Source organism: Bacillus cereus group sp. MYBK15-3 (assembly GCF_051916765.1).
Lineage (GTDB): Bacteria > Bacillota > Bacilli > Bacillales > Bacillaceae_G > Bacillus_A > Bacillus_A cereus.
Genome location: NZ_JBQAHG010000002.1, coordinates 635797 through 659473 on the forward strand (window position 1 = coordinate 635797; position 23677 = coordinate 659473).

The following is a 23677-nucleotide window of genomic DNA, read 5'->3' on the forward strand; positions in this document are numbered from 1 at the left end:
GCTATTTTTTTCATCGCCTAAAGAAATATGGTTTATAATAGGATTAGGGCGCAATAGACTGGTTAATAGCGGGACAAGACGAAAAATAGAAAAGAGAATTTCTTGTTTTGTGTAAATGTTTTTTATAATATTTGACATGTTGACAGATTATGAAATGAAAGTGAGTGATCCATGTGGATCTAACGCAAATTCAAAACCCTAGTTTTTTGAAAGATATGTCTATCAGTGAACTAGAGGGATTGAGTGAGGATATTCGTAAGTTTTTAATTGAAGAGCTCTCTCAAACAGGTGGACATATTGCACCTAATTTAGGTGTAGTAGAACTCACAATTGCTCTGCACAAATTATTTGATAGCCCGCAAGATAAATTTTTATGGGATGTAGGACATCAATCCTATGTACATAAAATTTTAACTGGACGTGCGAAAGAGTTTGGTACATTAAGGCAATATCAAGGTCTATGTGGTTTCCCGAAACGTTGCGAGAGTGAGCACGATGTATGGGAAACTGGTCATAGCTCGACTTCGTTATCGGCTGCAATGGGAATGGCTCTGGCACGTGATTTAAAGAAAACGAAAGAATATGTTATACCAATTATTGGAGATGGTGCTTTAACAGGCGGAATGGCTTTAGAGGCATTGAACCATATTGGACATGAAAAAACAGACATGATTGTTATTTTGAATGATAATGAAATGTCAATTGCACCAAACGTTGGTGCGCTTCATAATGTGCTCGGTCGTTTACGTACCGCAGGAAAATATCACTGGGTAAAAGATGAATTAGAGTATATATTAAAGAAAATCCCAGCAGTTGGCGGGAAAGTGGCTGCGACAGCAGAGAAAATAAAAGATAGTCTTAAATATTTACTAGTATCTGGTGTCTTTTTCGAAGAGTTAGGCTTTACATATTTAGGTCCAGTCGATGGGCATGATTATGAAAAGTTATTCGAAACGTTGCAATATGCAAAGAAAACAAAAGGCCCAGTGCTTGTTCACGTTATTACGAAAAAAGGAAAAGGTTATAAACCGGCTGAGAGTGACGTTATTGGAACTTGGCATGGAACAGGACCTTATAAAATTGAATCAGGTGACTTCGTTAAGCCGAAAGAAGTTGCACCAGCATGGAGTGCTGTTGTTAGTGAAACAGTACTTAAGCTAGCGAGAGCGGATGAGCGTATCGTAGCAATTACACCTGCAATGCCTGTTGGATCAAAACTTGAGAAATTCCAAAAAGAATTCCCAGATCGTATGATTGATGTAGGTATTGCAGAACAGCATGCTACAACAATGGCAGCAGGTATGGCAACGCAAGGAATGAAGCCATTCTTAGCGATTTATTCAACATTTTTACAAAGAGCATATGACCAAGTTGTTCATGATATATGCCGCCAAAATTTAAATGTTTTCATCGGAATAGATCGCTCGGGATTAGTAGGAGCAGATGGTGAAACGCATCAAGGCGTATTTGATATCTCATTCTTACGTCACTTGCCGAATATGGTGCTTATGATGCCGAAAGATGAAAATGAAGGGCAACATTTAGTTTATACGGCGATGCAATATGAAGATGGACCAATCGCATTGCGTTATGCTCGCGGTAATGGACTTGGCGTTCATATGGATAAAGAATTAAAGGCGATTCCAATCGGTACGTGGGAGACGTTAAAAGAGGGTACACAAGCAGCTATTTTAACGTTTGGTACGACAATACCAATGGCAATGGAAGCAGCTGAGCGTCTTGAAAAAGCTGGGGTTTCAGTGAAAGTAGTGAATGCTCGCTTTATTAAACCAATGGATGAAGCATATTTACATGATCTTCTAGGAAAGAATATACCGATTTTAACGATTGAAGAAGCTTGTTTAATCGGTGGTTTTGGAACAGGAGTAGTTGAATTTGCATCTGAAAATGGTTACCATAGTGCATTAGTTGAACGAATGGGTATTCCAGACCGCTTCATAGAGCACGGAAGTGTAACAAAATTATTAGAAGAAATTGGTTTAACGACAGATGCTGTTGTAGACCGTATTCATACAATGATTCCATCAAAACAAAAAAGGGCGTAACAAATGAGCGTAAAAAAAGAAAGAGTAGATGTACTATTAGTAGAGCGAGGACTTATAGAAACGCGTGAGAAAGCAAAGCGCGCCATTATGGCCGGACTCGTATATGCAAATGAGATGAGACTTGATAAGCCAGGAGAGAAAATCTCGCAAGATACTGAGATTACGGTGAAGGGACAAGTTATGCCGTATGTAAGTCGTGGTGGTTATAAACTTGAAAAGGCATTAGAGACATTTCATCTTGATTTACAAGATAAAGTTATGATAGATATTGGTTCATCAACTGGTGGCTTTACAGATTGCGCGCTTCAAAATGGAGCGAAATTATCTTATGCATTAGATGTAGGATACAATCAACTAGCGTGGAAATTACGTCAAGATGAGCGTGTTGTTGTAATGGAACGAACAAACTTCCGTTACGTGACACCAGCAGACTTAGAACGTGGTTTACCTCAATTTGCAAGTATTGATGTTTCATTTATATCATTAAAGCTTATACTGCCAGTTTTAAAAACAATGCTTATGCCTAACGGAGATGTAGCAGCGTTAATTAAACCGCAGTTTGAAGCTGGAAGAGAGCAAGTTGGGAAAAAAGGTATCGTTCGTGATAGAAAAGTACATGAAGCTGTTGTAGAAATGATTGTCGAGTTTGCTTTAAAAGAAGGCTATGATGTGGAAGGTTTAACATTCTCACCAATTACGGGTGGGGATGGTAATATTGAATTTTTAATTCATCTGAAATGGCATGGTGAACGTGAGAATGGCGAAAATCATTCTCCAATTTCTATAGAGCAAGTTGTTACAGAAGCGCATGACGTTCTAAAACAAAAAGGGAAAGGGGAATAACATATGTTGTTCCTCTTTTTGCTGTAATTGTATAATGATTGTAAAAACAATTGTGTACAAGAAACGAATTATAAGTTAACATAAATAAGTGAAGTATACCAATGTTTAAACTATGGTAAGAGATAGTGTGAGGTGCAAATGTATGAATAAAGGTCAGCGCCATATTAAAATCAGGGAAATTATTGCAAACAAAGAAATTGAAACACAAGATGAATTAGTTGATATTTTACGTAATGAGGGATTTAATGTAACGCAAGCAACAGTATCGCGCGATATTAAAGAACTGCACTTAGTGAAGGTGCCATTACATGATGGGCGCTATAAATATAGCTTGCCAGCAGATCAACGATTTAACCCGTTACAAAAATTAAAACGAAATCTAGTGGATTCATTTGTAAAATTAGACACGGCAGGACATATGCTTGTGCTAAAAACATTGCCTGGTAACGCTCATTCACTTGGAGCACTTATTGATCATTTAGAGTGGGATGAGATCATCGGAACCATCTGTGGTGATGATACTTGCTTAATTATTTGCCGTACACCTGACGATACAGGTGTTGTCTCTGATCGTTTCTTAAATATGTTGTAACAAAAAATCTTGTTTGCTTTCCATCGTAAAGTGGAAAGTGAACAAGATATTTTTATTGGTTAAAAATATGAATTTTCAATTGTAATATAATATTTTGTTTGCATAAAGTTAAAAAATAGATGGATTGACCCGTAAAACAAATGTTTGGTACAATGAAGCGGGTTAGAAGAGTATATACATACAAATATATAGCATGATTATTTGAATGAAGAACTGAGAAAATCCTTTAGTAAGGGATTATTTTATAACGAGGTGAATGGGGCATTGTTATCGGAATTATCGATTAGAAACTTTGCTATTATTGAAGCATTAAATATTTCTTTTCAAAAAGGTTTAACGGTTTTAAGCGGTGAAACAGGGGCCGGAAAATCGATTATTATTGATGCAATTAGTTTACTTGTAGGTGGCCGTGGGTCAGCAGAATTTGTTCGATATGGAACAGAAAAGGCTGAGATTGAAGGGCTATTTTATGTTGAAGATGAGAAGCATCCATGTATTGAAAAGGCAGAAGAGTTAGATATAGAAATAGAAGATGGTATGATTATTTTAAAGCGTGATATTGCTGCGAACGGGAAGAGTGTATGTCGTGTAAATGGGAAGCTTGTTACACTTAGCATATTAAAAGAAATTGGGAAAACACTTGTTGATATTCATGGACAGCACGAAACGCAAGATTTAATGAATGAAGAACGACATCTGTTTATGCTTGATCACTTTGATGGGGATCGAATCGTTAAACAATTAGACATATATCAAAACGTATACGCTGACTATGAAAAATTAAAAAAACAATTGAAATCGTTAAGTGAAAATGAGCAACAAATGGCACATCGCTTAGATTTAATTCAATTTCAGCACGAGGAAATTCGCAAGGCGGATTTAAAGATGGATGAAGAAAATGAATTAACTGAGGAACGATTGCAAATTTCTAATTTTGAAAAGATTTATAAAGCGTTAGGTGATGCATATCGTTCTTTAAGTGCCGACGGACAAGGATTAGATAATGTAAGAAGTGCAATGGGGCAAATGGAAAGTATTACACATTTAGATGATGTGTATCAAGAGAATCATGATTCAATTGCAAATAGCTATTACTTATTAGAAGAGGTTGCCTATCAACTGAGGGAAAAGCTCGATATGATGGAATATGATCCAAATCGTTTAGATGAAATCGAAACACGTTTGAATGAAATTCGTATGCTAAAGAGAAAATATGGAAATAATGTAGAAGAGATTTTAGCGTATGCTGATAAAATTGAACAGGAAATTTTTACGATTGAAAATAAAGACGTTCATATTGAAACGACGAAGAAACAGTTGAAGGAATTAGAAAGTGTTATTATGAAAGAAGCAACGTTGTTAAGTAATATGCGTCATGAGCTTGCAGAACACCTTACAAATGCAATTCATCAGGAATTAAAAGAATTATATATGGAAAAAACGAAATTTGAAGTGAGAATTATGAAGAGAGAAGGAAATGCAGAAGAGCCCCTTGTGGAAGGTGCGCCGGTAAGACTTACGGCGGATGGTTACGATCATGTGGAATTTTATATTTCAACGAACCCAGGAGAGCCGCTAAAACCACTTTCAAAGGTTGCTTCTGGCGGAGAGTTATCTCGTATCATTTTAGCTTTAAAAAGCATTTTTTCTAAGCATCAAGGGGTTGCATCTGTTATTTTTGATGAAGTGGATACGGGTGTAAGTGGCCGGGTCGCACAGGCTATTGCGGAAAAAATTTATCGAGTATCAGTAAACTCGCAAGTACTTTGTATTACGCACTTACCTCAAGTAGCTTCAATGGCGGATTCACATTTATTTATTCGAAAACAAGTAGCGAATGATCGGACAATTACATCAGTTACTGTTTTAACTATGGAGGATAAAGTAACAGAAATAGCTCGAATGATTTCTGGTGTGGAAATCACAGATTTAACGACAGAGCATGCGAAAGAATTACTTACGCAAGCGCATCATTTTAAACAGACAGCAGAGGCTATCCAGTAATGGATAGCTTTTTTTCTCAAATGACGATTTCTTAATTCTTCCGGTTATAAATAAAGCACTGCAAGGAGAGATTAAAAAGTGAAGCCAAGAGGCTGAATGTGGGGTAGGAGCGAGGAGAGTGAACAAGTTGAAATTAGAAAAATTTCGAAAAATAATAGGTCTTTGTCTCCTTGTTTCTTTAGTTTTTATTGGATGTTTTAAACCGCTTCGAACGTTTATTTCATCACCGAAACAACTTGTTGTTTTTGAAGGGCAACAATCAGAAATATCATCATTACCAGTTTTCAAAGCTTCATCCACAAATCGTCATGTATTTACAGTGAGTTCGAATGAACAAAAACAAGGACTTATGGTAAATTCTCATCAAAATGGTGAAGCTGATATGGTATTTCAGCTTGCTGGTTTTCCAGTGAAAAAAGTAAATGTGAAAGTGTTAAAAGATTTTAAAGTGATTCCAGGTGGACAATCAATTGGTGTGAAATTAAATACAAAAGGTGTACTTGTTGTAGGCCATCATTTAATTCAAACTGAAAAAGGTAAAATATCTCCTGGTGAAACAGCAGGTGTACAAATTGGAGATATGATTACTGAAATTAATGGTAAAACAATTGAAAGAATGAGTGATGTAGCACCGTTTATTCATAATAGTGGAGAAACAGGTGAACCGCTTAATCTTGTATTGTTAAGAGATGGAAAATATATTCGTACGAAGCTAACTCCACAAAAAGACAACGGTGAATCGTCTTATCGAATTGGCTTGTATATCCGTGATTCGGCAGCTGGAATTGGAACGATGACATTTGTTCATCCAGATTCTATGAAATATGGGGCACTTGGTCATGTTATTTCTGATAATGATACGAAAAAGCCGATTCAAGTCGAAGATGGACAAATTATGCGCTCGACAGTTACATCAATTGAAAGAGGTAGTCATGGGAATCCAGGGGAGAAATTAGCAAGATTCTCACCAGACCGTGAAGTGATTGGCAATATTACAATTAATAGTCCATATGGTATTTTTGGAAAATTAAATACGAATATGAAAAACGGTATAATGGATAAAGCAATGCCTATCGCATTATCTCATCAAGTAAAAGAAGGACCGGCAAAAATATTAACAGTTATTGATCAAGATAAAGTAGAAGCGTTTGATATTGAAGTTGTTAGTACAGTGCAGCAAAAATTCCCAGCTACAAAGGGTATGGTAATAAAAGTAACAGATAAACGTCTATTAGAGAAAACGGGCGGTATCGTACAAGGAATGAGCGGAAGTCCAATTGTACAAAATGGAAAAGTAATTGGTGCTGTTACACATGTATTTGTAAATGATCCAACATCAGGATATGGTGTTCATATTGAATGGATGTTACATCAAGCTGGAATTAATATTTATGATCAAGAGAAAAAAGCGAGCTAATATATATTATTAGCTCGCTTTTTCTGTTGAAAAATTCGTTGAAATTTTGTAAAAGCTCCGCAAGAGGTGTTTTTTGTTGTAAAATAAAAGGAAAGGGTTGAACGTTTCGTTGTATTTCTATGATGGAATGTGTTGCGAAAGGGAATAAATGAACGATAAACATATTTTTTTGTGATTTTATCGGAAAGTAAGAAACTTTAAAAGGGAATTTTCACACAATTGTCGAACAATTCATGTAGCCTAGAAGGATACACATGTCGGAGAATCGATTCGGTAAGGGAGGAAAAGCTGTGGAGAAAATTAAAGTATGTCTTGTGGATGATAATAAAGAACTAGTATCAATGTTAGAGAGCTATGTAGCCGCTCAAGATGATATGGAAGTAATCGGTACTGCTTATAATGGTCAAGAGTGTTTAAACTTATTAACAGATAAGCAACCTGATGTACTCGTTTTAGACATTATTATGCCACACTTAGATGGTTTAGCTGTATTGGAGAAAATGCGACATATTGAAAGGTTAAAACAGCCTAGCGTAATTATGTTGACAGCATTTGGCCAAGAAGATGTGACGAAAAAAGCAGTTGACTTAGGTGCCTCATATTTCATATTAAAACCATTTGATATGGAGAATTTAACGAGTCATATTCGTCAAGTGAGTGGTAAAGCAAACACTATGATTAAGCGTCCACTACCATCATTCCGATCAGCCACAACAGTAGATGGAAAACCGAAAAACTTAGATGCGAGTATTACGAGTATCATTCATGAAATTGGTGTACCCGCTCATATTAAAGGATATATGTATTTACGAGAAGCAATCTCCATGGTATACAATGATATTGAATTATTAGGATCGATTACGAAAGTATTGTATCCAGATATCGCAAAGAAATATAATACAACAGCAAGCCGTGTGGAGCGCGCAATTCGTCACGCAATTGAAGTAGCTTGGAGCCGTGGGAATATTGATTCTATTTCGTCCTTATTCGGTTATACAGTATCCATGTCAAAAGCAAAACCTACGAATTCTGAGTTTATCGCAATGGTTGCGGATAAGCTGAGACTTGAACATAAAGCTAGTTGAGAGTAAAAGTAGTAAGGGATTTAAGCTTTAGTAAAGCTTAATAATTCTTGAAATTGATACTCGATATCAAATTTAAAGCCAATGAACTTTTTATTTAAAGACCAATGAATGTTATAATTCGTTGGTCTTTTTATTTTGTTGAGAAAAAGAGATTATTTGATAGCATGGAAAATAAAACCTATTTTTAGTAATATTACATGTAATTGAGTTTTTTATAAGGCAATAAAATAGATATAGATAGGGAGAAGGGGAATGGAAAATAAAATTTCAACTTGGCTAGGAATAGTAGCAGCTATGGGAGTTCTTGCTATTGCAGTTACATTTGGAATGTTAGAACTTGCAGATAATCCCGTAGATAAAGAAGTGAGTGCTCAAATAGATAAAAAAGAAGACCAAACAATAGTAGGTAGAGAGGTAGATGGGGTCTTTGTTGATGTGTATGTTACTGAAAATTCTACTGAAAGCGAAGTCATTACAGTGATGCATCGCATGACTCATCAAAAAGTGGTGGCAGAACGAAAATCGGGCTCTACCCCAATGATTCAAAGTAATACTAAAAAATTAAAAGAAATTATAAATAAGAGTAGCTTTGCGAAGAAAAATGAACTTTTAGCAATTGCTGATAGATGGGCGAAAAAAGATTTTAGTAAAATTGTAGAAGATCACAATTATTTCTCAGATGCTCAAGAAGATAGCGTTTGTAAAGCAACTAGAGCAATGGATGCGTTAGAAGAGCAACATTATATTTTAACTACATTCGGGGAGGAAAAAGCGAAAGAACTATACGAATCAGGGGATGCTCCGCACGTTCAATAAAAAACAATATAAAGGGCTTCTAGTTTTTTATGATCGTGTTTTTAGGACGCAATGGGGACTTATAAATAAATGGTCTGCTTTCTTTATGACGTGTAACAAAAAAGAAAAGATGTGATTCATTATTAAATGATGAAGGAACGGCTAAATCACATCGTAGTACATCTGTTAAAGGATTTTAGTAGGAAAGGCATCCGTGATATAATAGAAAATAATAAAAAGTCCTGCAAAAAACAGGACTGTATTATTCTTCGTCTTTATTTTGTTTTTCTAATTCAACTAGTTTTTGAATTAAAATGTGCTGCGGCATATGCATGAGTTGTTCAAGTGGAACACCTAGTGCTTTTGATAAGCGGACTGCAGTATCTGGAGAGATTTGTAATGGTCTCATAGAAGTACCTCCTTTTTCGTATAGTATAGCATAAGATTGGGGGAGTGAGGATGACTCTTATATTTGCACATCGTGGTGCGGCTGGAACGTACCCAGAAAATACAATGATTTCATTTGAAGCAGCTGAGTCTTTTAGAGCGGATGGAATTGAACTTGATGTTCAATTAACGAAAGATGGAAAAGTTGTCGTCATTCACGATGAAACGGTGGACCGGACAACAAATGGAAAAGGTGCGGTTCGGAATTATGTATCTGAGGACTTATGCAAGTTAGATGCAAGTTATAAATTTGGTGATAAAGTAGGTTTTTGTAAAATACCACTTTTAGAAGAGGTATTAGAATGGCTTGAACAAACGAGTTTGCTACTTAATATTGAACTTAAAAATAATAAAATTCCATACAGAGGTTTAGAGGAAGAAGTTATAACGCTTGTACGGAAATTTAGTCTAGAGGATCGTGTTATATTTTCTTCGTTTAATCACTACAGTATGAAACGGTGCCATATGATGGCTCCTGATATTCAAACAGCAATTTTATATCGCGAAGGTTTGCATAGTCCGTGGGCATACGCGAAAAAAATGGGGGCTACAGCAGTACATCCGAATTATCGTTATCTTCAAGATGCTATTGCCGAACTAACGATGGAAAGTGGTGTAGAAGTTCGCCCTTATACAATTAATGAAGAAACGCTTATGCGCAAATATTTTGATATGAATATATCGGCGATTATTACTGATTACCCTGAAACGGCAAGAACGTTATTGCCAATAAAAAAATGAGACCGCGTGTAACGGTCTCATTTTTTTATTTATAAATAGTGGGGTATTCCTATCTTCTAAAGCGAGCTTGTACTTTATTTCGTTTGCGATCTCGGTGCAAGACGAAGCCACCAAAGATATAAAACCCGAGCGCGAAGCAGAGAGCGCCGATTAAAAATTGTAACCACAGTATAGAAATTGGTGGAAATAGAATCCCGAATACAGTATCTCTCATTAACTTTATACCAAACACAGCTAATGAAATAGGGATGAGTGCTAATAGTAGAGCAACGTAACGCTGCATACATAACGCTCCTTTTCAGATTATTTCGTATATTTTAATGATGTTATACGGAAAGGGGGTTTGTCAAGAGGGTGCTGAACGAGTAAGATAAGGGTGTGAAAAAATTTGCAGAGTTACTTCGAGAGGAAGTGTAATATATGAAACAAAAAGTATTAATTGTTGGTGCAGGTGAAGGCGGGAGCGCGCTGCTGAATCTGTTACAAAGTTCGAATATATTTCAAATTATAGGGATTATTGATATAAATCCGTTGGCAAAAGGACTACAAATTGCTAAGGAATACGGGATTGCAATTGGAGAAAGTGTAACTCCATTTCTTTCTATGCATATCGATGTAATATTTGATATGACAGGTGAAGATGATGTACATAAAGTTTTATTAGAAAAAAAGAAAAAAGACACTCTTCTTATACCAGGTGATATCGCAAAAATTGTTACAGGATTAGCGCATGAGAAGGAAGAGCTAATTGGGCGGTTAGAGGAACAGACGCAACAAGGAGAATTAATTTTAAATTCTACACATGACGGCATGATTGTAATTGATCGAGAGGGACAAGTTCGTCTTTTTAATAAAAGTGCAGAGCGTATTATCGGATATAAAAAAGAAGAGGCGATAGGAAAGTATATTTTAGAAGTCATTCCAACTAGTAAATTACTTCGCATTATACGTACGAAACAAATAGAAGTAAATTATGAACTGACATTAGAGAATGGAAAGAAAATTATTACAACGCGTATTCCAATATTAAAAGAAGGAGGAGAGGTACAAGGGGCATTTGCAATTTTTAAAGATATAACAGAAGTTGTAGATCTTGCGGAAGAAGTTACAGACTTAAAAGAAATTCAAACACTATTAGAGGCAATTATTAACTCATCTGAAGAAGCGATTTCGGTTGTGGATGAAAAAGGAAGAGGTTTAGTCATTAACCCAGCATATACGAAATTAACGGGTTTAACAGAAGAAGATATTATTGGGAAGCCTGCTACAACTGATATTGTAGAAGGCGAAAGTATGCATATGAAAGTACTTCGAACGCGTCGTGCGGTGCGCGGAATACATATGAAGATTGGGCAAAAAAAGCGAGATGTAATTGTAAACGTAGCACCAGTTATTGTGGATGGAATATTGAAAGGAAGCGTCGGCGTTATCCGTGACGTGTCGGAAATTCAAAAATTAACAAATGAATTGAATAGAGCAAGGCAAATTATTCGTACATTAGAAGCGAAATATTCATTTGATGATATTGTCGGAAATTCAGATGAAACAACGGCAGCTATCGAACAGGCGAAGCTAGGAGCGAATACACCAGCAACAGTACTGTTACGCGGGGAATCTGGGACTGGTAAAGAATTGTTTGCACATGCAATCCATAATGGAAGTAATCGAAAATACAATAAGTTCGTCCGTGTAAACTGTGCGGCCATTTCGGAGACGTTGTTAGAAAGTGAATTATTTGGTTATGAGGAAGGGGCGTTTTCTGGAGCGAAAAGAGGCGGGAAACGTGGGTTCTTTGAGGAGGCGAATAACGGTAGTATTTTTTTAGATGAAATAGGGGAGTTGTCTGCAAATACACAAGCGAAACTCCTTCGTGTATTGCAGGAAAAAGAAATTGTAAAAGTTGGTGGAACGAAAGCGATACCTATTAATGTTCGAGTAATTGCAGCGACACATGTGAATTTAGAAAAGGCTATTCTAGAAGGGAAGTTTAGGGAGGATTTATATTATCGATTAAATAAAATTCCAATTCAAATTCCATCTCTTCGTCAACGTAAAGGAGATATACCGACAATTGCGGACAGATTGATTCAAAAAATTAATCAAGATTACGGTCGTAATGTAGAAGGGCTCACTGATTCAGCCGTTTTATATTTACAATCATACGAATGGCCAGGAAATGTGAGGGAACTTGAAAATATTTTGGGGAGAGCTATTATCTTTATGAATTATAACGAGACCTATATTGATGTACACCATTTACCGCCATTACATAACGAAGAGCAGGTGGAGTCAAAGCAATCTCATTTATTACCTGAATTAGAAGAAAAGCCACTTGAACATTTAGTGACAGAGTTTGAAGGGAATATTATTTATGAATATTTGGAGAGATTTGATGGGAATAAAACACAAACTGCAAAAGCGTTAGGAATTTCCGTTCGAAATTTATATTACAAGCTAGAAAAGTATGACCATGCAAAAAATAGCATGCAATAAATTGCGTACCGTGCAATTTATTGCATGGTATACAAAAAGCGACAAAATGAGACAGAATCTTTCGTTATTTTCCAAAGTATTGATTTTACTGCATTTTGAATGCGTTTTCATTATTGGTAAGACCACTTTTAAAAGTTGGCACGGTATTTGCTTTATAAATAGACGAGGGACGACGGAAAGGGTTGATTACAAAATATGAAGTTAGAATACTTAATTGATCAAGCAGCAGGAAAGCCTAAAAAAACTGTGGCTGTAGCAGTAGCTGAAGATCATGAAGTAATTGAAGCTGTAGCGAAAGCAATTAAATTACAGCTAGCTCAATTTCGTCTATATGGAAATCAAGAAAAAATAATGGGGATGCTACAAGAACATGGTTTACAAACTTCAGAACATGTTGAAGTGATTGCAGCAATGTCTAGTGCTGAAGCTGCAGAACTTTCTGTTAAAGCTGTGAGAAATGGTGAAGCAGATGTGCTTATGAAGGGGAACATCCCAACAGCGAATATTTTGAAGGCTGTGTTAAACAAAGAGTGGGGCCTACGTAAAGGTAGCGTACTTTCACATGTAGCAGCATTTGAAGTTCAAAATTACGACCGTCTTATTTTCGTTACGGATGCAGCGATGAACATCGCACCTGACGTAACACAAAAAGCTGCTATTATACAAAATACTGTAGAAGTTGCCCAGGCAATAGGAATCGACTTGCCCAAAGTGGCACCAATCGCAGCAGTAGAAGTTGTGAATCCAGCGATGCAGGCGACAATTGATGCAGCGATGTTAACACAAATGAATCGCCGCGGACAAATTAAAGATTGTATCGTTGATGGACCACTTGCTTTAGATAATGCAGTATCACAAATTGCAGCAGAACATAAAGGCATAGTAAGTGATGTAGCAGGTAAGGCAGATATTTTACTCGTCCCAACGATTGAAGCTGGAAATGTGCTATATAAATCACTCGTATACTTTGCGGATGCAAAAGTAGGAGCAATGATTGCTGGCGCAAAAGCACCGATTGTTTTAACATCTCGTGCTGATTCAGCAGAAACAAAAGTATATTCATTAGCATTGGCAGTTGCGACTGCTTCAAAATAAACCAAAAAGGGTAAAACATTAGGGGGAAACGACAATGACATTAGAAATCTTCGAATACTTAGAAAAATATGATTATGAGCAAGTAGTATTTTGTCAAGATAAAGAATCTGGTTTAAAAGCAATTATTGCAATTCATGATACAACACTTGGACCGGCTCTTGGTGGAACAAGAATGTGGACATATGATTCTGAAGAAGCGGCGATTGAAGATGCATTGCGTCTTGCAAAAGGGATGACATACAAAAACGCAGCAGCTGGTTTAAACTTAGGTGGTGCGAAAACAGTAATTATCGGTGATCCTCGTAAAGATAAGAGCGAAGCAATGTTCCGTGCACTAGGACGTTATATCCAAGGACTAAACGGACGTTACATTACAGCTGAAGATGTTGGTACAACAGTAGATGATATGGATATTATCCATGAAGAAACTGACTTTGTAACAGGTATCTCACCATCATTCGGTTCTTCTGGTAACCCATCTCCAGTAACTGCATACGGTGTTTACCGTGGTATGAAAGCAGCTGCAAAAGAAGCTTTCGGTACTGACAATTTAGAAGGAAAAGTAATTGCTGTTCAAGGCGTTGGTAACGTAGCATATCACCTATGCAAACATTTACACGCTGAAGGAGCAAAATTAATCGTTACAGATATTAATAAAGAAGCTGTACAACGTGCTGTAGAAGAATTCGGTGCATCAGCAGTTGAACCAAATGAAATTTACGGTGTTGAATGCGATATTTACGCACCATGTGCATTAGGCGCAACAGTTAATGATGAAACTATTCCACAACTTAAAGCAAAAGTAATCGCAGGTTCTGCAAATAACCAATTAAAAGAAAATCGTCACGGTGACATCATTCATGAAATGGGTATTGTATACGCACCAGATTATGTAATTAATGCAGGTGGCGTAATTAACGTAGCAGACGAATTATATGGATACAATAGAGAACGTGCACTAAAACGTGTTGAGTCTATTTATGACACAATTGCAAAAGTAATCGAAATTTCAAAACGCGATGGCATAGCAACTTATGTAGCGGCAGATCGTCTAGCTGAAGAGCGCATTGCAAGCTTGAAAAATTCTCGTAGCACTTACTTACGCAACGGTCACGATATTATTAGCCGTCGCTAATCATTCATATATAACTTTTACAAAAGGCGTGGTTACCTCTTATGAGGTTTCCACTTCCTTTTGAATTTATTAGTGGAGGTAGCAACATTGTCTGTAAATCGAATTCTTGTTATTAACCCAGGTAGTACATCCACAAAAATTGGTGTTTTTGATAATGAAAGACCCGTTTTAGAAGAAACGATTCGTCATGACGTAGAACAGATTGGGAAATACAAGCGAATTATCGACCAATATGAGTTTCGAAAAGAAACGATTTTAGAAGTTCTACATTCTCATGGTATTAACATTTCAAAATTAAACGCTGTTTGTGGACGTGGTGGATTACTTCGTCCAATCGAAGGCGGTACGTATACAGTAAACGATGCGATGTTAGAAGATTTAAAAAATGGGTTTAGCGGTCATCACGCTTCAAACCTTGGAGGCATTTTAGCATATGAAATTGCTTCTGGATTAAACATTCCTGCATTTATTGTGGATCCTGTCGTTGTAGATGAGATGGAGCCAGTTGCTCGTATAAGTGGTATTGCTGGTATGGAACGTAAAAGTATCTTCCATGCATTAAATCAAAAAGCAGTTGCTCGTAAAGTAGCCGAACAGTTAAACCACAAATATGAGGATTTAAATTTATTAGTTACACATATGGGCGGTGGTATTACAGTTGGTGCTCATAAAAAAGGAAGAGTAATCGATGTGAATAACGGTTTAAACGGAGAAGGACCATTTAGTCCAGAGCGTGCTGGTACAGTGCCAGTAGGGCAACTAGTAGAAATGTGTTTCTCTGGTGAGTATTACCGAGATGAAATGATTAAAAAGCTTGTCGGACAAGGTGGACTTGTAAGTTTAATCGGTACAAATGATGCGATTAAAGTAGAGAAAATGGTTGAAAAAGGTGATCCTGAAGCAACTCTTATTTATAAAGCAATGGCATATCAAGTTGCAAAAGAGATTGGCGGAGCTAGCGCTGTACTTCACGGGAAAATCGATGCAATCGTATTAACTGGTGGACTGGCATACAGTAAAATTCTTGTCGATGAAATAAAAGAGCGAGTGGACTGGATTGCAGATGTTATCGTACATCCAGGCGAAGATGAGTTAGAAGCGTTAGCAGAAGGAGCACTTCGTGTATTACGTGAAGAAGAAGCTCCAAAAGAATACGTTGTACGTGAAAAAGAAACGGTAGCTAGGGGTTGAGATAATGGCAAAAGAATATGATTTAGTCATCGTTGGCGGCGGTACTGGTGGATATGTTGCTGCAATTCGTGCATCACAACTAGGGTTAAAAACTGCACTAGTCGAAAAAGAAAATCTTGGTGGTACTTGTTTACACAAAGGATGTATCCCTAGTAAAGCTCTTTTACGTAGTGCGGAAGTATATGCAACTGCTAAAAAAAGCGAAGAGTTCGGAGTTATTGCAAGCAATGTAGAACTAAACTTTGCGAAAGTACAAGAGCGTAAAGAGAAGATTGTAACGCAGCTTCATAAAGGCGTTCAACACTTAATGAAACAAGGTAAAATTGATGTGTTTGAAGGTATTGGCCGTATTCTTGGCCCATCTATTTTCTCTCCGATGCCAGGGACAATTTCAGTTGAACTTGCAAGTGGAGAAGAGAATGAAATGTTAATTCCAAAAAATGTACTTATTGCAACAGGTTCTCGTCCAAATTCATTACCAGGTTTAGAATTAGACGGAGAGTACGTAATGTCTTCAGATCATGCCCTAAAAATGGAAACGCTTCCTAGTTCGATTATTATCGTTGGTGGCGGTGTAATCGGTATTGAGTGGGCATCTATGCTTGCTGACTTCGGTGTAGAAGTTACAGTATTAGAGTATGCAAAAACAATATTACCACTAGAAGATCAAGACGTTTCAAAAGAAATGCAACGTCTATTTAAGAAAAAAGGTATTAAAGTGGTAACTGGTGCAAAAGTATTACCAGAAACATTGGTAAAAGATAATGGAGTAACAATCCAAGCTGAACACAACGGTGAAAATAAAGAATTTAAAGCAGAAAAAATGCTTGTATCTGTAGGAAGACAAGCGAATACGCAAAATATTGGCTTAGAGAACACAGATATCGTTGTGGAAAAAGGATACATTCAAACAAATGAGTTTTATCAAACGAAAGAATCGCATATTTACGCAATTGGAGATGTAATCGGTGGCCTGCAACTTGCTCACGTTGCTTCTCATGAAGGAATTGCTGCAGTAGAACATATTGCAGGGAAAGAAGTTACACCAATTGATTACTCTATGGTATCAAAATGCGTATATAGCAGTCCAGAAGTTGCTTCTGTCGGTTTAACAGAACAAGAAGCGAAAGAAAAAGGCTATAAGTTAAAAGTAGGTAAGTTCTCATTCCGCGCAATCGGAAAAGCACTTGTATACGGAGAATCAGATGGTTTCGTAAAACTTGTAGTTGATGAAGAGACAAATGACATTCTTGGTGTTCATATGATTGGACCACATGTAACAGATATGATTTCTGAAGCGGGTCTTGCAAGAGTACTTGATGCAACACCTTGGGAAGTAGCACATACAATTCATCCGCATCCATCATTATCTGAGGCGATTGGTGAAGCAGCACTTGCTGTAGATGGAAGAGCGTTACACGCATAAAAATGTGGATTTAGGAGGTTATGAAAAATGGCAGAAGTAAAAGAAAAGCGCCATGAAGAGCTTGGCTTAAGTGATGAGCAAGTATTAGAAATGTTCCGTACGATGTTACTTGCACGTAAAATTGACGAACGTATGTGGTTATTAAACCGCGCTGGTAAAATTCCATTCGTAATTTCTTGTCAAGGACAAGAGGCTGCACAAGTTGGAGCGGCGTTCGCTCTTGATAGAGAGAAAGATTATGCATTACCATACTACCGTGATATGGGTGTTGTACTAGCATTTGGTATGACAGCTAAAGAGCTTATGTTGTCTGCTTTTGCGAAAGCTGGAGATCCAAACTCTGGTGGTCGTCAAATGCCTGGTCACTTCGGTCAAAAGAAAAATCGTATTGTTACAGGTTCATCTCCAGTAACAACACAAGTACCACATGCAGTTGGTATTGCACTAGCTGGAAAAATGGAGAAGAAAGATTTAGTAACGTTCGTTACATTTGGAGAAGGTTCTTCAAACCAAGGTGACTTCCATGAAGGAGCAAACTTTGCTGGTGTACACAAACTACCTGTTATTTTTATGTGTGAAAATAACAAATATGCAATCTCTATTCCAGTTGAAAAACAATTAGCATGTAAAAACGTATCAGATCGTGCGATTGGTTACGGTATGCCTGGATATACAATAGACGGAAACGATCCACTTGCAGTATATAAAGCTGTAAAAGAAGCAGCAGATCGCGGTCGTCGTGGTGAAGGACCAACTTTAATTGAAACAGTATCATATCGTTTAACAGCACATTCTAGTGACGATGATGATCGTGTTTATCGTGATAAAGAAGAAGTAGAAGAAGCAAAGAAAAAAGATTCAATTATAACATTCGCAGCTTATTTAAAAGAAGCTGGTGTGTTAACTGAGGAATCCGAAAAACAAATGTTAGACGAAATTATGCATATCGTAAATGAAGCAACAGAATATGCAGAAAATGCTCCGTATGCAGCACCTGAAGATGCATTGAAGCACGTATACGCAGAATAGGGGGGAACGTTTCATGGCTGTAATGTCTTATATTGATGCTATTACATTAGCAATGCGCGAAGAAATGGAACGCGATGAGAAAGTATTCGTTTTAGGAGAAGATGTTGGTAAAAAAGGTGGCGTGTTTAAAGCGACACACGGTTTGTATGATCAATTTGGTGAAGATCGTGCGCTTGATGCACCGCTTGCAGAATCTGCAATTGCTGGGGTAGCAATTGGTGCAGCAATGTATGGTATGCGTCCAATCGCTGAAATGCAGTTTGCTGATTTCATCATGCCAGCAGTAAACCAAATTGTTTCTGAGGCAGCAAAAATTCGTTATCGTTCTAATAATGATTGGACTTGTCCAGTTACAATCCGTGCACCATTTGGCGGGGGTGTTCACGGTGCATTGTATCATTCACAATCTGTAGAAGCGATGTTTGCAAACCAACCAGGTTTAAAAATCGTTATCCCTTCTACACCATATGATGCAAAAGGCTTATTAAAAGCAGCCATTCGTGATGAAGATCCAGTATTATTCTTTGAACATAAACGTGCATATCGTTTAATTAAAGGTGAAGTACCGGAGGATGACTACGTATTACCAATCGGAAAAGCAGATGTAAAACGTGAAGGTGATGATATTACAGTTATCACGTACGGATTATGTGTTCATTTTGCTCTTCAAGCGGCTGAAAAGTTAGCACAAGATGGCATCTCTGCACACATTCTTGATTTACGTACTGTATATCCATTAGATAAAGAAGCAATCATTGAAGCAGCTTCTAAAACAGGTAAAGTTCTTCTTGTAACAGAAGACAATAAAGAAGGAAGCATTATGAGTGAAGTGGCAGCAATTATCGCTGAAAACTGTCTATTTGATTTAGATGCGCCAATCGCACGTCTTGCAGGTCCAGACGTTCCAGCAATGCCATATGCACCAACAATGGAAAAATTCTTTATGGTAAATCCAGATAAAGTTGAAAAAGCAATGCGTGAACTTGCGGAATTTTAATCGGGGGGACTATACATGGCTGTAGAAAATATTACAATGCCTCAGCTCGGGGAGAGCGTTACAGAGGGCACAATTAGTAAATGGCTCGTTAATGTTGGCGATCACGTAAATAAGTATGATCCGCTTGCAGAAGTAATGACTGATAAAGTAAATGCTGAAGTACCATCTTCTTTCACGGGTGTTGTGAAAGAGTTAATCGCTGGTGAAGGTGATACGTTAGCTGTAGGTGAAGTAGTTTGTGTTATTCAAGTAGAAGGCGCAGATGAAGTAGCAGCAACAGCTGTTGAGGAAAAAACAAAAGAAGAATCAAAGGCAGAAGTAGCTACGTCTGAAAAAGCACCGAAAGTAAAACAACCAACTGATGGAAAACCACGTTTTTCACCAGCTGTGTTAAAGCTTGCAGGTGAGCATAACGTTGATTTAGATCTAGTAGAAGGTACGGGAGCAAACGGCCGTATCACTCGTAAAGATATTTTAAAGCTAGTGGAATCTGGAAATATCCCACAAGCAGGTGCGGCGAAGAAAGAGGAAGCTGTAGCGGCAGTAGTAGAAGCTCGCCCAGAAGCACCAAAAGCAGCACCAGTAGCGCAAAAAGTAGAAGCTGCGAAACCAGTTTCTGTACCTACAATGCCTGGAGATATCGAAATTCCAGTAACAGGTGTGCGTAAAGCAATAGCAGCAAACATGTTACGTAGTAAACACGAAGCACCACATGCTTGGATGATGATTGAAGTAGATGTGACAAACCTTGTGTCATACCGTAACTCAATTAAAGGTGACTTTAAGAAGCGTGAAGGCTTTAACTTAACGTTCTTTGCTTTCTTCGTAAAAGCAGTAGCACAAGCGTTAAAAGAGTATCCTCAAATTAATTCAATGTGGGCTGGCGATAAAATTGTTCAGAAGAAAGATATTAACCTTTCTATCGCTGTTGCAACAGAGGAAGAACTATTTGTACCAGTAATTAAGCAAGCGGACGAGAAAACAATTAAAGGTATCGCTCGTGAAATTACAGAACTTGCAGGAAAAGTACGTACGAAATCGTTAAAAGCAGACGAAATGCAAGGTGGAACATTTACAATTAATAACACAGGATCATTCGGTTCTGTTCAATCTATGGGTATTATTAATTACCCGCAAGCAGCTATTTTACAAGTTGAATCAATTGTAAAACGCCCAGTAATTATGGATAACGGAATGTTCGGTGCTCGTGATATGGTTAACTTATGTTTATCACTTGATCACCGAGTACTTGATGGTTTAATTTGTGGTAAGTTCTTAGGACGTGTTAAAGAAATTTTAGAAAACATGTCAGAAAACAATACATCTGTATATTAATAAAAAGCTCGCTTATGCGAGCTTTTTATTATCTTATTTCTTCATCTACATCCTACTATATGTATAAATATCTTTCCCAGTAATCTTACAATAAACGATTATGTATTAGGAATTTACGAAAATACATTGCTGATATATGGTATATGGATATAAAATAAGAAAAGAATAATTTTTTTGGCAAATCTTACTGACGAAACTGTAGTATAATATATTGTATTGTATGAAAAAGAGAGTTATTCTATATAAGTGTTTTATAGATAATGTGTAATCAGTCGTCAAAACATGAAGAATGTTGACTCCTGGTTTTTTATTTTTGCCGTAACAATGTTTCAGGAGGATGTCATGAAAAGAAGTACCGAGTTTCTAAAAAGTTTAGATGTAAAATTAATTTTAATTTTGTGTGCACTATGTGTGACGAGTATAGCTGCTATATATAGCAGTCAGCAAACGGGACAGTATGGAGCTGCAAACTTTGCTATGAAACAAGGTGTTAACTACATAATTGGGGTTGTATTGTTACTTCTTGTTGCAAGCATCGACTTAGATCAATTGCAAAAATTATCTTGGCCACTTTATATTGCCGGGTTTGGTTCACTTATTCTTTTGAAAATACTACCGGTTTCCACCTTCACACCTGAAAAATTAGGTGCAAAAAGATGGTTCGTTTTTCCAGTACTTGGGCAAATTCAGCCGTCGGAGTTTTTCAAAATTGCATTGCTTCTTGTAGTAGCAAGCATAGCTGTGAAACATAATGCGCAGTATATGGCGAGGACATTCCAAACGGATTTAAAATTAGTAGGTAAAATTATGCTAGTTTCTCTTCCGCCTATGGCTGTTGTATATAGCCAACCGGATACAGGTATGGTGTTCTTATATGCTGCTGCTATTGCATGTATTTTATTTATGTCAGGTATTCAAAAGAAATTGATAGCATTATGTACAGTTATTCCGTTGACCATATTATCTGCTTTAATATTTATTTTCTTTAAGTATCCAGATTTTTTCTATAATAAGTTAGTTACTTTACTAAAACCTCACCAACAGTCGCGTATTGTAGGTTGGTTAAATCCATTTGAAAATGCAGATCAAGGTTATCAAACGCAACAATCGATTTTAGCTGTAGGTAGTGGAGGAATGGAAGGTAAAGGATACGGTGGAGGAAGCGTCTATATCCCAGAGAAGCATACTGACTTTATTTTCGCTACAATTGCCGAAGAAGGTGGATTTATCGTAGCAGCCTTAGTTGTCTTCTTGTTCCTATTACTACTATATCGAACAATTATTATTGGTTATTCCGCTGATAATTTATTTGGTACATTATTATGCGCTGGATCAATCGGTATATTAACAGTTCAAATATTCCAAAACATCGGTATGATCGTTGGATTAATGCCTGTAAAAGGTATTGCATTACCTTTCTTATCGTATGGGGGAAGTTCCTTATTCTCAAATATGATTATGATGGGGCTCATATTATCGGTACGGAAAACTTATAAAAAATATATGTTTTCAGTTAAGTAAAAAAAGCTGGTTCGTTTTTAAACGAACCAGCTTTTTTACATATATGCTCATAAACGTTGCAAACTAAACAGGATAGCAGTTTGAGACGGGTAAGGAGTGCAAAGTGATGCATATGCATATTTTTGAAGGAGCACGACATCTTTCTACTAGTGAATGGGTTATTCGGGCTATTATAGCATACATATTTTTAATATTAGTTGCGAAAGCGATGGGGCAAAGGTCTATCGCACAACTTCGTTTTTTAGATGTTGTATTAGTGTTATTGCTTGGTGGGAATATTTCTAACGCATTGTCTGATGAAAAAGTAGGGTTACTGGGATCGATGATTACAACGTTCATACTTGTTGTACTTCATATTATAAGCTCAGTGTTAATGCTGAAATGGGATAGATGGAGACGCTTTTTAGAGCCTGCACCTATTATTCTTATACACAATGGTTCCATTGATTTTAGCAATTTGAAAAAGGCGAGAATTACCTTGGAATATTTGTTTTCGGAACTTCGTATGCGAAATGTGAGCGATATTCAAACGATTAAATTAGCGTTATGGGAAGCAAACGGTGTCGTTTCTATATTTCGGTATCCAGAATATGAAGCAGTTTCGCGGCTTGATCTTAAAGTGGCGGGAAAAAAATCTCCAGTTTCTTTTGTATTAGTAAAGGATGGGAGGATACAGAAAGATGTTCTTGCATTATTAGGAAAAACAGAAGCGTGGGCGAGAGAATTTCTAGAGGAGAGTACAGAAGTCGAATCTATTATGTTAGCTACAGTAGATGAATCACATAAAATAAATATTTTGTTAAAAAAATGAAAAATATACGCATTTTGTCGTTTCGTACATATGATACAATAGTGTGGACAACGAAAAAGGAGGCGATACGGTGGGATATGTAGAAGAATTACGAAAAATAGTTGGTCATCGCCCTTTAATTTTAGTTGGTGCTGTTGTACTCGTTATAAATGAAAATGGATATGTTTTATTGCAGCAGCGGACAGAGCCGTACGGAAAATGGGGGCTACCTGGCGGGCTAATGGAGCTTAGTGAATCACCAGAAGAAACAGCTTATCGTGAAGTATATGAAGAGACAGGAATAAAAGTGAAGAACTTGCGACTAATCAATGTATTTTCTGGAGCGAACTACTTTACAAAATTAGAAAACGGTGATGAATTTCAATCTGTAACAACCGCCTATTATACGGATGAATACGAAGGGGATTTTGTTATGAATAAAGAAGAAGCAGTTCAGCTTAAATTCTTTTCAGTAACAGAACTACCTGACTATATTGTAGGATCGCATAAAAAAATGATTGCTGAATATATGAAGATTATGGAAAAAAAGATATAATAATAGTGAAAGAAATACAAAAACACAGCTCTGGTTGGTAGTCCAGACGCATGATTTCATGTCAGTAACCTTCCCCTCCGGGATGTCCCGTATTTCTAATCTTTTAAAGGAGGGGCTGT

General features: G+C 37.0%; 21 protein-coding genes. 19 read left to right on the top strand and 2 right to left on the bottom strand.

All coding sequences use genetic code 11. From position 1 onward, the window contains the following. The first annotated feature begins 173 nt into the window (after nucleotides 1–173). The 7 genes from dxs (at nucleotide 174) to ACTFR8_RS11835 (ending at nucleotide 8823) form a co-directional block, all read left to right on the top strand. Entirely contained in the window at nucleotides 174–2066 is a 1893-nt protein-coding gene (dxs, locus tag ACTFR8_RS11805) for a 1-deoxy-D-xylulose-5-phosphate synthase (protein WP_000366454.1), read from the top strand. Nucleotides 2067–2069: 3 nt separating this feature from the next. Next, the gene (locus tag ACTFR8_RS11810) at nucleotides 2070–2909 is read left to right on the top strand and encodes a TlyA family RNA methyltransferase (protein WP_000111874.1); all 840 of its coding nucleotides are present in this window, start codon (nucleotides 2070–2072) and stop codon (nucleotides 2907–2909) included. A gap of 142 nt (nucleotides 2910–3051) precedes the next feature. Next, on the top strand, nucleotides 3052–3501 hold the full coding sequence (argR, locus tag ACTFR8_RS11815; protein WP_001032580.1) for an arginine repressor ArgR: 450 nt from the start codon (nucleotides 3052–3054) through the stop codon (nucleotides 3499–3501). 264 nt (nucleotides 3502–3765) lie between these two features. Beyond that, nucleotides 3766–5505: a DNA repair protein RecN gene (recN, locus tag ACTFR8_RS11820; protein ID WP_000947763.1), complete on the top strand. Its 1740-nt coding sequence runs from the start codon at nucleotides 3766–3768 to the stop codon at nucleotides 5503–5505. Between the two features lie 118 nt (nucleotides 5506–5623). After that, on the top strand, nucleotides 5624–6922 hold the full coding sequence (gene spoIVB, locus ACTFR8_RS11825) for a SpoIVB peptidase (RefSeq protein ID WP_002098091.1): 1299 nt from the start codon (nucleotides 5624–5626) through the stop codon (nucleotides 6920–6922). Nucleotides 6923–7212: 290 nt separating this feature from the next. Next, nucleotides 7213–8007, top strand: a complete 795-nt coding sequence (gene spo0A, locus ACTFR8_RS11830; protein ID WP_021727703.1) for a sporulation transcription factor Spo0A — start codon at nucleotides 7213–7215, stop codon at nucleotides 8005–8007. 252 nt (nucleotides 8008–8259) lie between these two features. After that, nucleotides 8260–8823, top strand: a complete 564-nt coding sequence (locus ACTFR8_RS11835) for a PRK06770 family protein (RefSeq protein ID WP_030027994.1) — start codon at nucleotides 8260–8262, stop codon at nucleotides 8821–8823. Nucleotides 8824–9064: 241 nt separating this feature from the next. Here the strand turns inward: ACTFR8_RS11835 and ACTFR8_RS11840 are convergent, their stop codons facing one another. Next, nucleotides 9065–9211 carry a YycC family protein gene (locus ACTFR8_RS11840; RefSeq protein ID WP_001247671.1) on the bottom strand — a complete coding sequence of 49 codons (147 nt, stop codon included), beginning with the start codon at nucleotides 9209–9211 and terminating at the stop codon, nucleotides 9065–9067. A 50-nt stretch (nucleotides 9212–9261) separates the two neighbouring features. Between ACTFR8_RS11840 and ACTFR8_RS11845 the strand changes: the two genes are divergently transcribed. Further along, nucleotides 9262–9990 (top strand): glycerophosphodiester phosphodiesterase, encoded by a 729-nt coding sequence (locus ACTFR8_RS11845; protein WP_100619271.1) that lies wholly within the window; start codon nucleotides 9262–9264, stop codon nucleotides 9988–9990. 49 nt (nucleotides 9991–10039) lie between these two features. On the opposite strand, the gene ACTFR8_RS11850 is transcribed toward ACTFR8_RS11845, so the two are convergent. Further along, a complete protein-coding gene (locus tag ACTFR8_RS11850; protein WP_001190210.1) occupies nucleotides 10040–10273 on the bottom strand; it encodes a DUF2627 domain-containing protein in 234 nt (77 codons plus the stop codon). A gap of 137 nt (nucleotides 10274–10410) precedes the next feature. On the opposite strand from ACTFR8_RS11850, the gene ACTFR8_RS11855 reads away from it, so the two are divergent. The 11 genes from ACTFR8_RS11855 (at nucleotide 10411) to ACTFR8_RS11905 (ending at nucleotide 23558) form a co-directional block, all read left to right on the top strand. Beyond that, nucleotides 10411–12483, top strand: a complete 2073-nt coding sequence (locus ACTFR8_RS11855) for a sigma-54 interaction domain-containing protein (RefSeq protein WP_016118618.1) — start codon at nucleotides 10411–10413, stop codon at nucleotides 12481–12483. A 195-nt stretch (nucleotides 12484–12678) separates the two neighbouring features. Then, nucleotides 12679–13578, top strand: a complete 900-nt coding sequence (gene yqiS / locus ACTFR8_RS11860; protein WP_000764670.1) for a phosphate butyryltransferase — start codon at nucleotides 12679–12681, stop codon at nucleotides 13576–13578. A gap of 34 nt (nucleotides 13579–13612) precedes the next feature. Further along, nucleotides 13613–14713 carry a leucine dehydrogenase gene (locus tag ACTFR8_RS11865; protein ID WP_000171357.1) on the top strand — a complete coding sequence of 367 codons (1101 nt, stop codon included), beginning with the start codon at nucleotides 13613–13615 and terminating at the stop codon, nucleotides 14711–14713. An 87-nt stretch (nucleotides 14714–14800) separates the two neighbouring features. After that, nucleotides 14801–15904 carry a butyrate kinase gene (buk, locus tag ACTFR8_RS11870; protein ID WP_000115780.1) on the top strand — a complete coding sequence of 368 codons (1104 nt, stop codon included), beginning with the start codon at nucleotides 14801–14803 and terminating at the stop codon, nucleotides 15902–15904. 4 nt (nucleotides 15905–15908) lie between these two features. Next, on the top strand, nucleotides 15909–17330 hold the full coding sequence (gene lpdA, locus ACTFR8_RS11875) for a dihydrolipoyl dehydrogenase (protein WP_001051289.1): 1422 nt from the start codon (nucleotides 15909–15911) through the stop codon (nucleotides 17328–17330). Nucleotides 17331–17357: 27 nt separating this feature from the next. Then, nucleotides 17358–18359 carry a 3-methyl-2-oxobutanoate dehydrogenase subunit alpha gene (gene bfmBAA / locus ACTFR8_RS11880; RefSeq protein ID WP_000852551.1) on the top strand — a complete coding sequence of 334 codons (1002 nt, stop codon included), beginning with the start codon at nucleotides 17358–17360 and terminating at the stop codon, nucleotides 18357–18359. A 13-nt stretch (nucleotides 18360–18372) separates the two neighbouring features. Beyond that, the gene (bfmBAB, locus tag ACTFR8_RS11885) at nucleotides 18373–19356 is read left to right on the top strand and encodes a 3-methyl-2-oxobutanoate dehydrogenase subunit beta (protein WP_000290071.1); all 984 of its coding nucleotides are present in this window, start codon (nucleotides 18373–18375) and stop codon (nucleotides 19354–19356) included. A gap of 15 nt (nucleotides 19357–19371) precedes the next feature. Beyond that, on the top strand, nucleotides 19372–20691 hold the full coding sequence (locus ACTFR8_RS11890; protein ID WP_000257681.1) for a dihydrolipoamide acetyltransferase family protein: 1320 nt from the start codon (nucleotides 19372–19374) through the stop codon (nucleotides 20689–20691). Nucleotides 20692–21033: 342 nt separating this feature from the next. Then, nucleotides 21034–22212 (top strand): FtsW/RodA/SpoVE family cell cycle protein, encoded by a 1179-nt coding sequence (locus ACTFR8_RS11895; RefSeq protein ID WP_000831182.1) that lies wholly within the window; start codon nucleotides 21034–21036, stop codon nucleotides 22210–22212. 106 nt (nucleotides 22213–22318) lie between these two features. After that, nucleotides 22319–23023, top strand: coding sequence for a DUF421 domain-containing protein (locus tag ACTFR8_RS11900; protein WP_000550978.1), 705 nt, complete (start codon nucleotides 22319–22321; stop codon nucleotides 23021–23023). A gap of 70 nt (nucleotides 23024–23093) precedes the next feature. Further along, a complete protein-coding gene (locus ACTFR8_RS11905; protein WP_000542555.1) occupies nucleotides 23094–23558 on the top strand; it encodes an NUDIX hydrolase in 465 nt (154 codons plus the stop codon). Nucleotides 23559–23677: the final 119 nt, after the last annotated feature.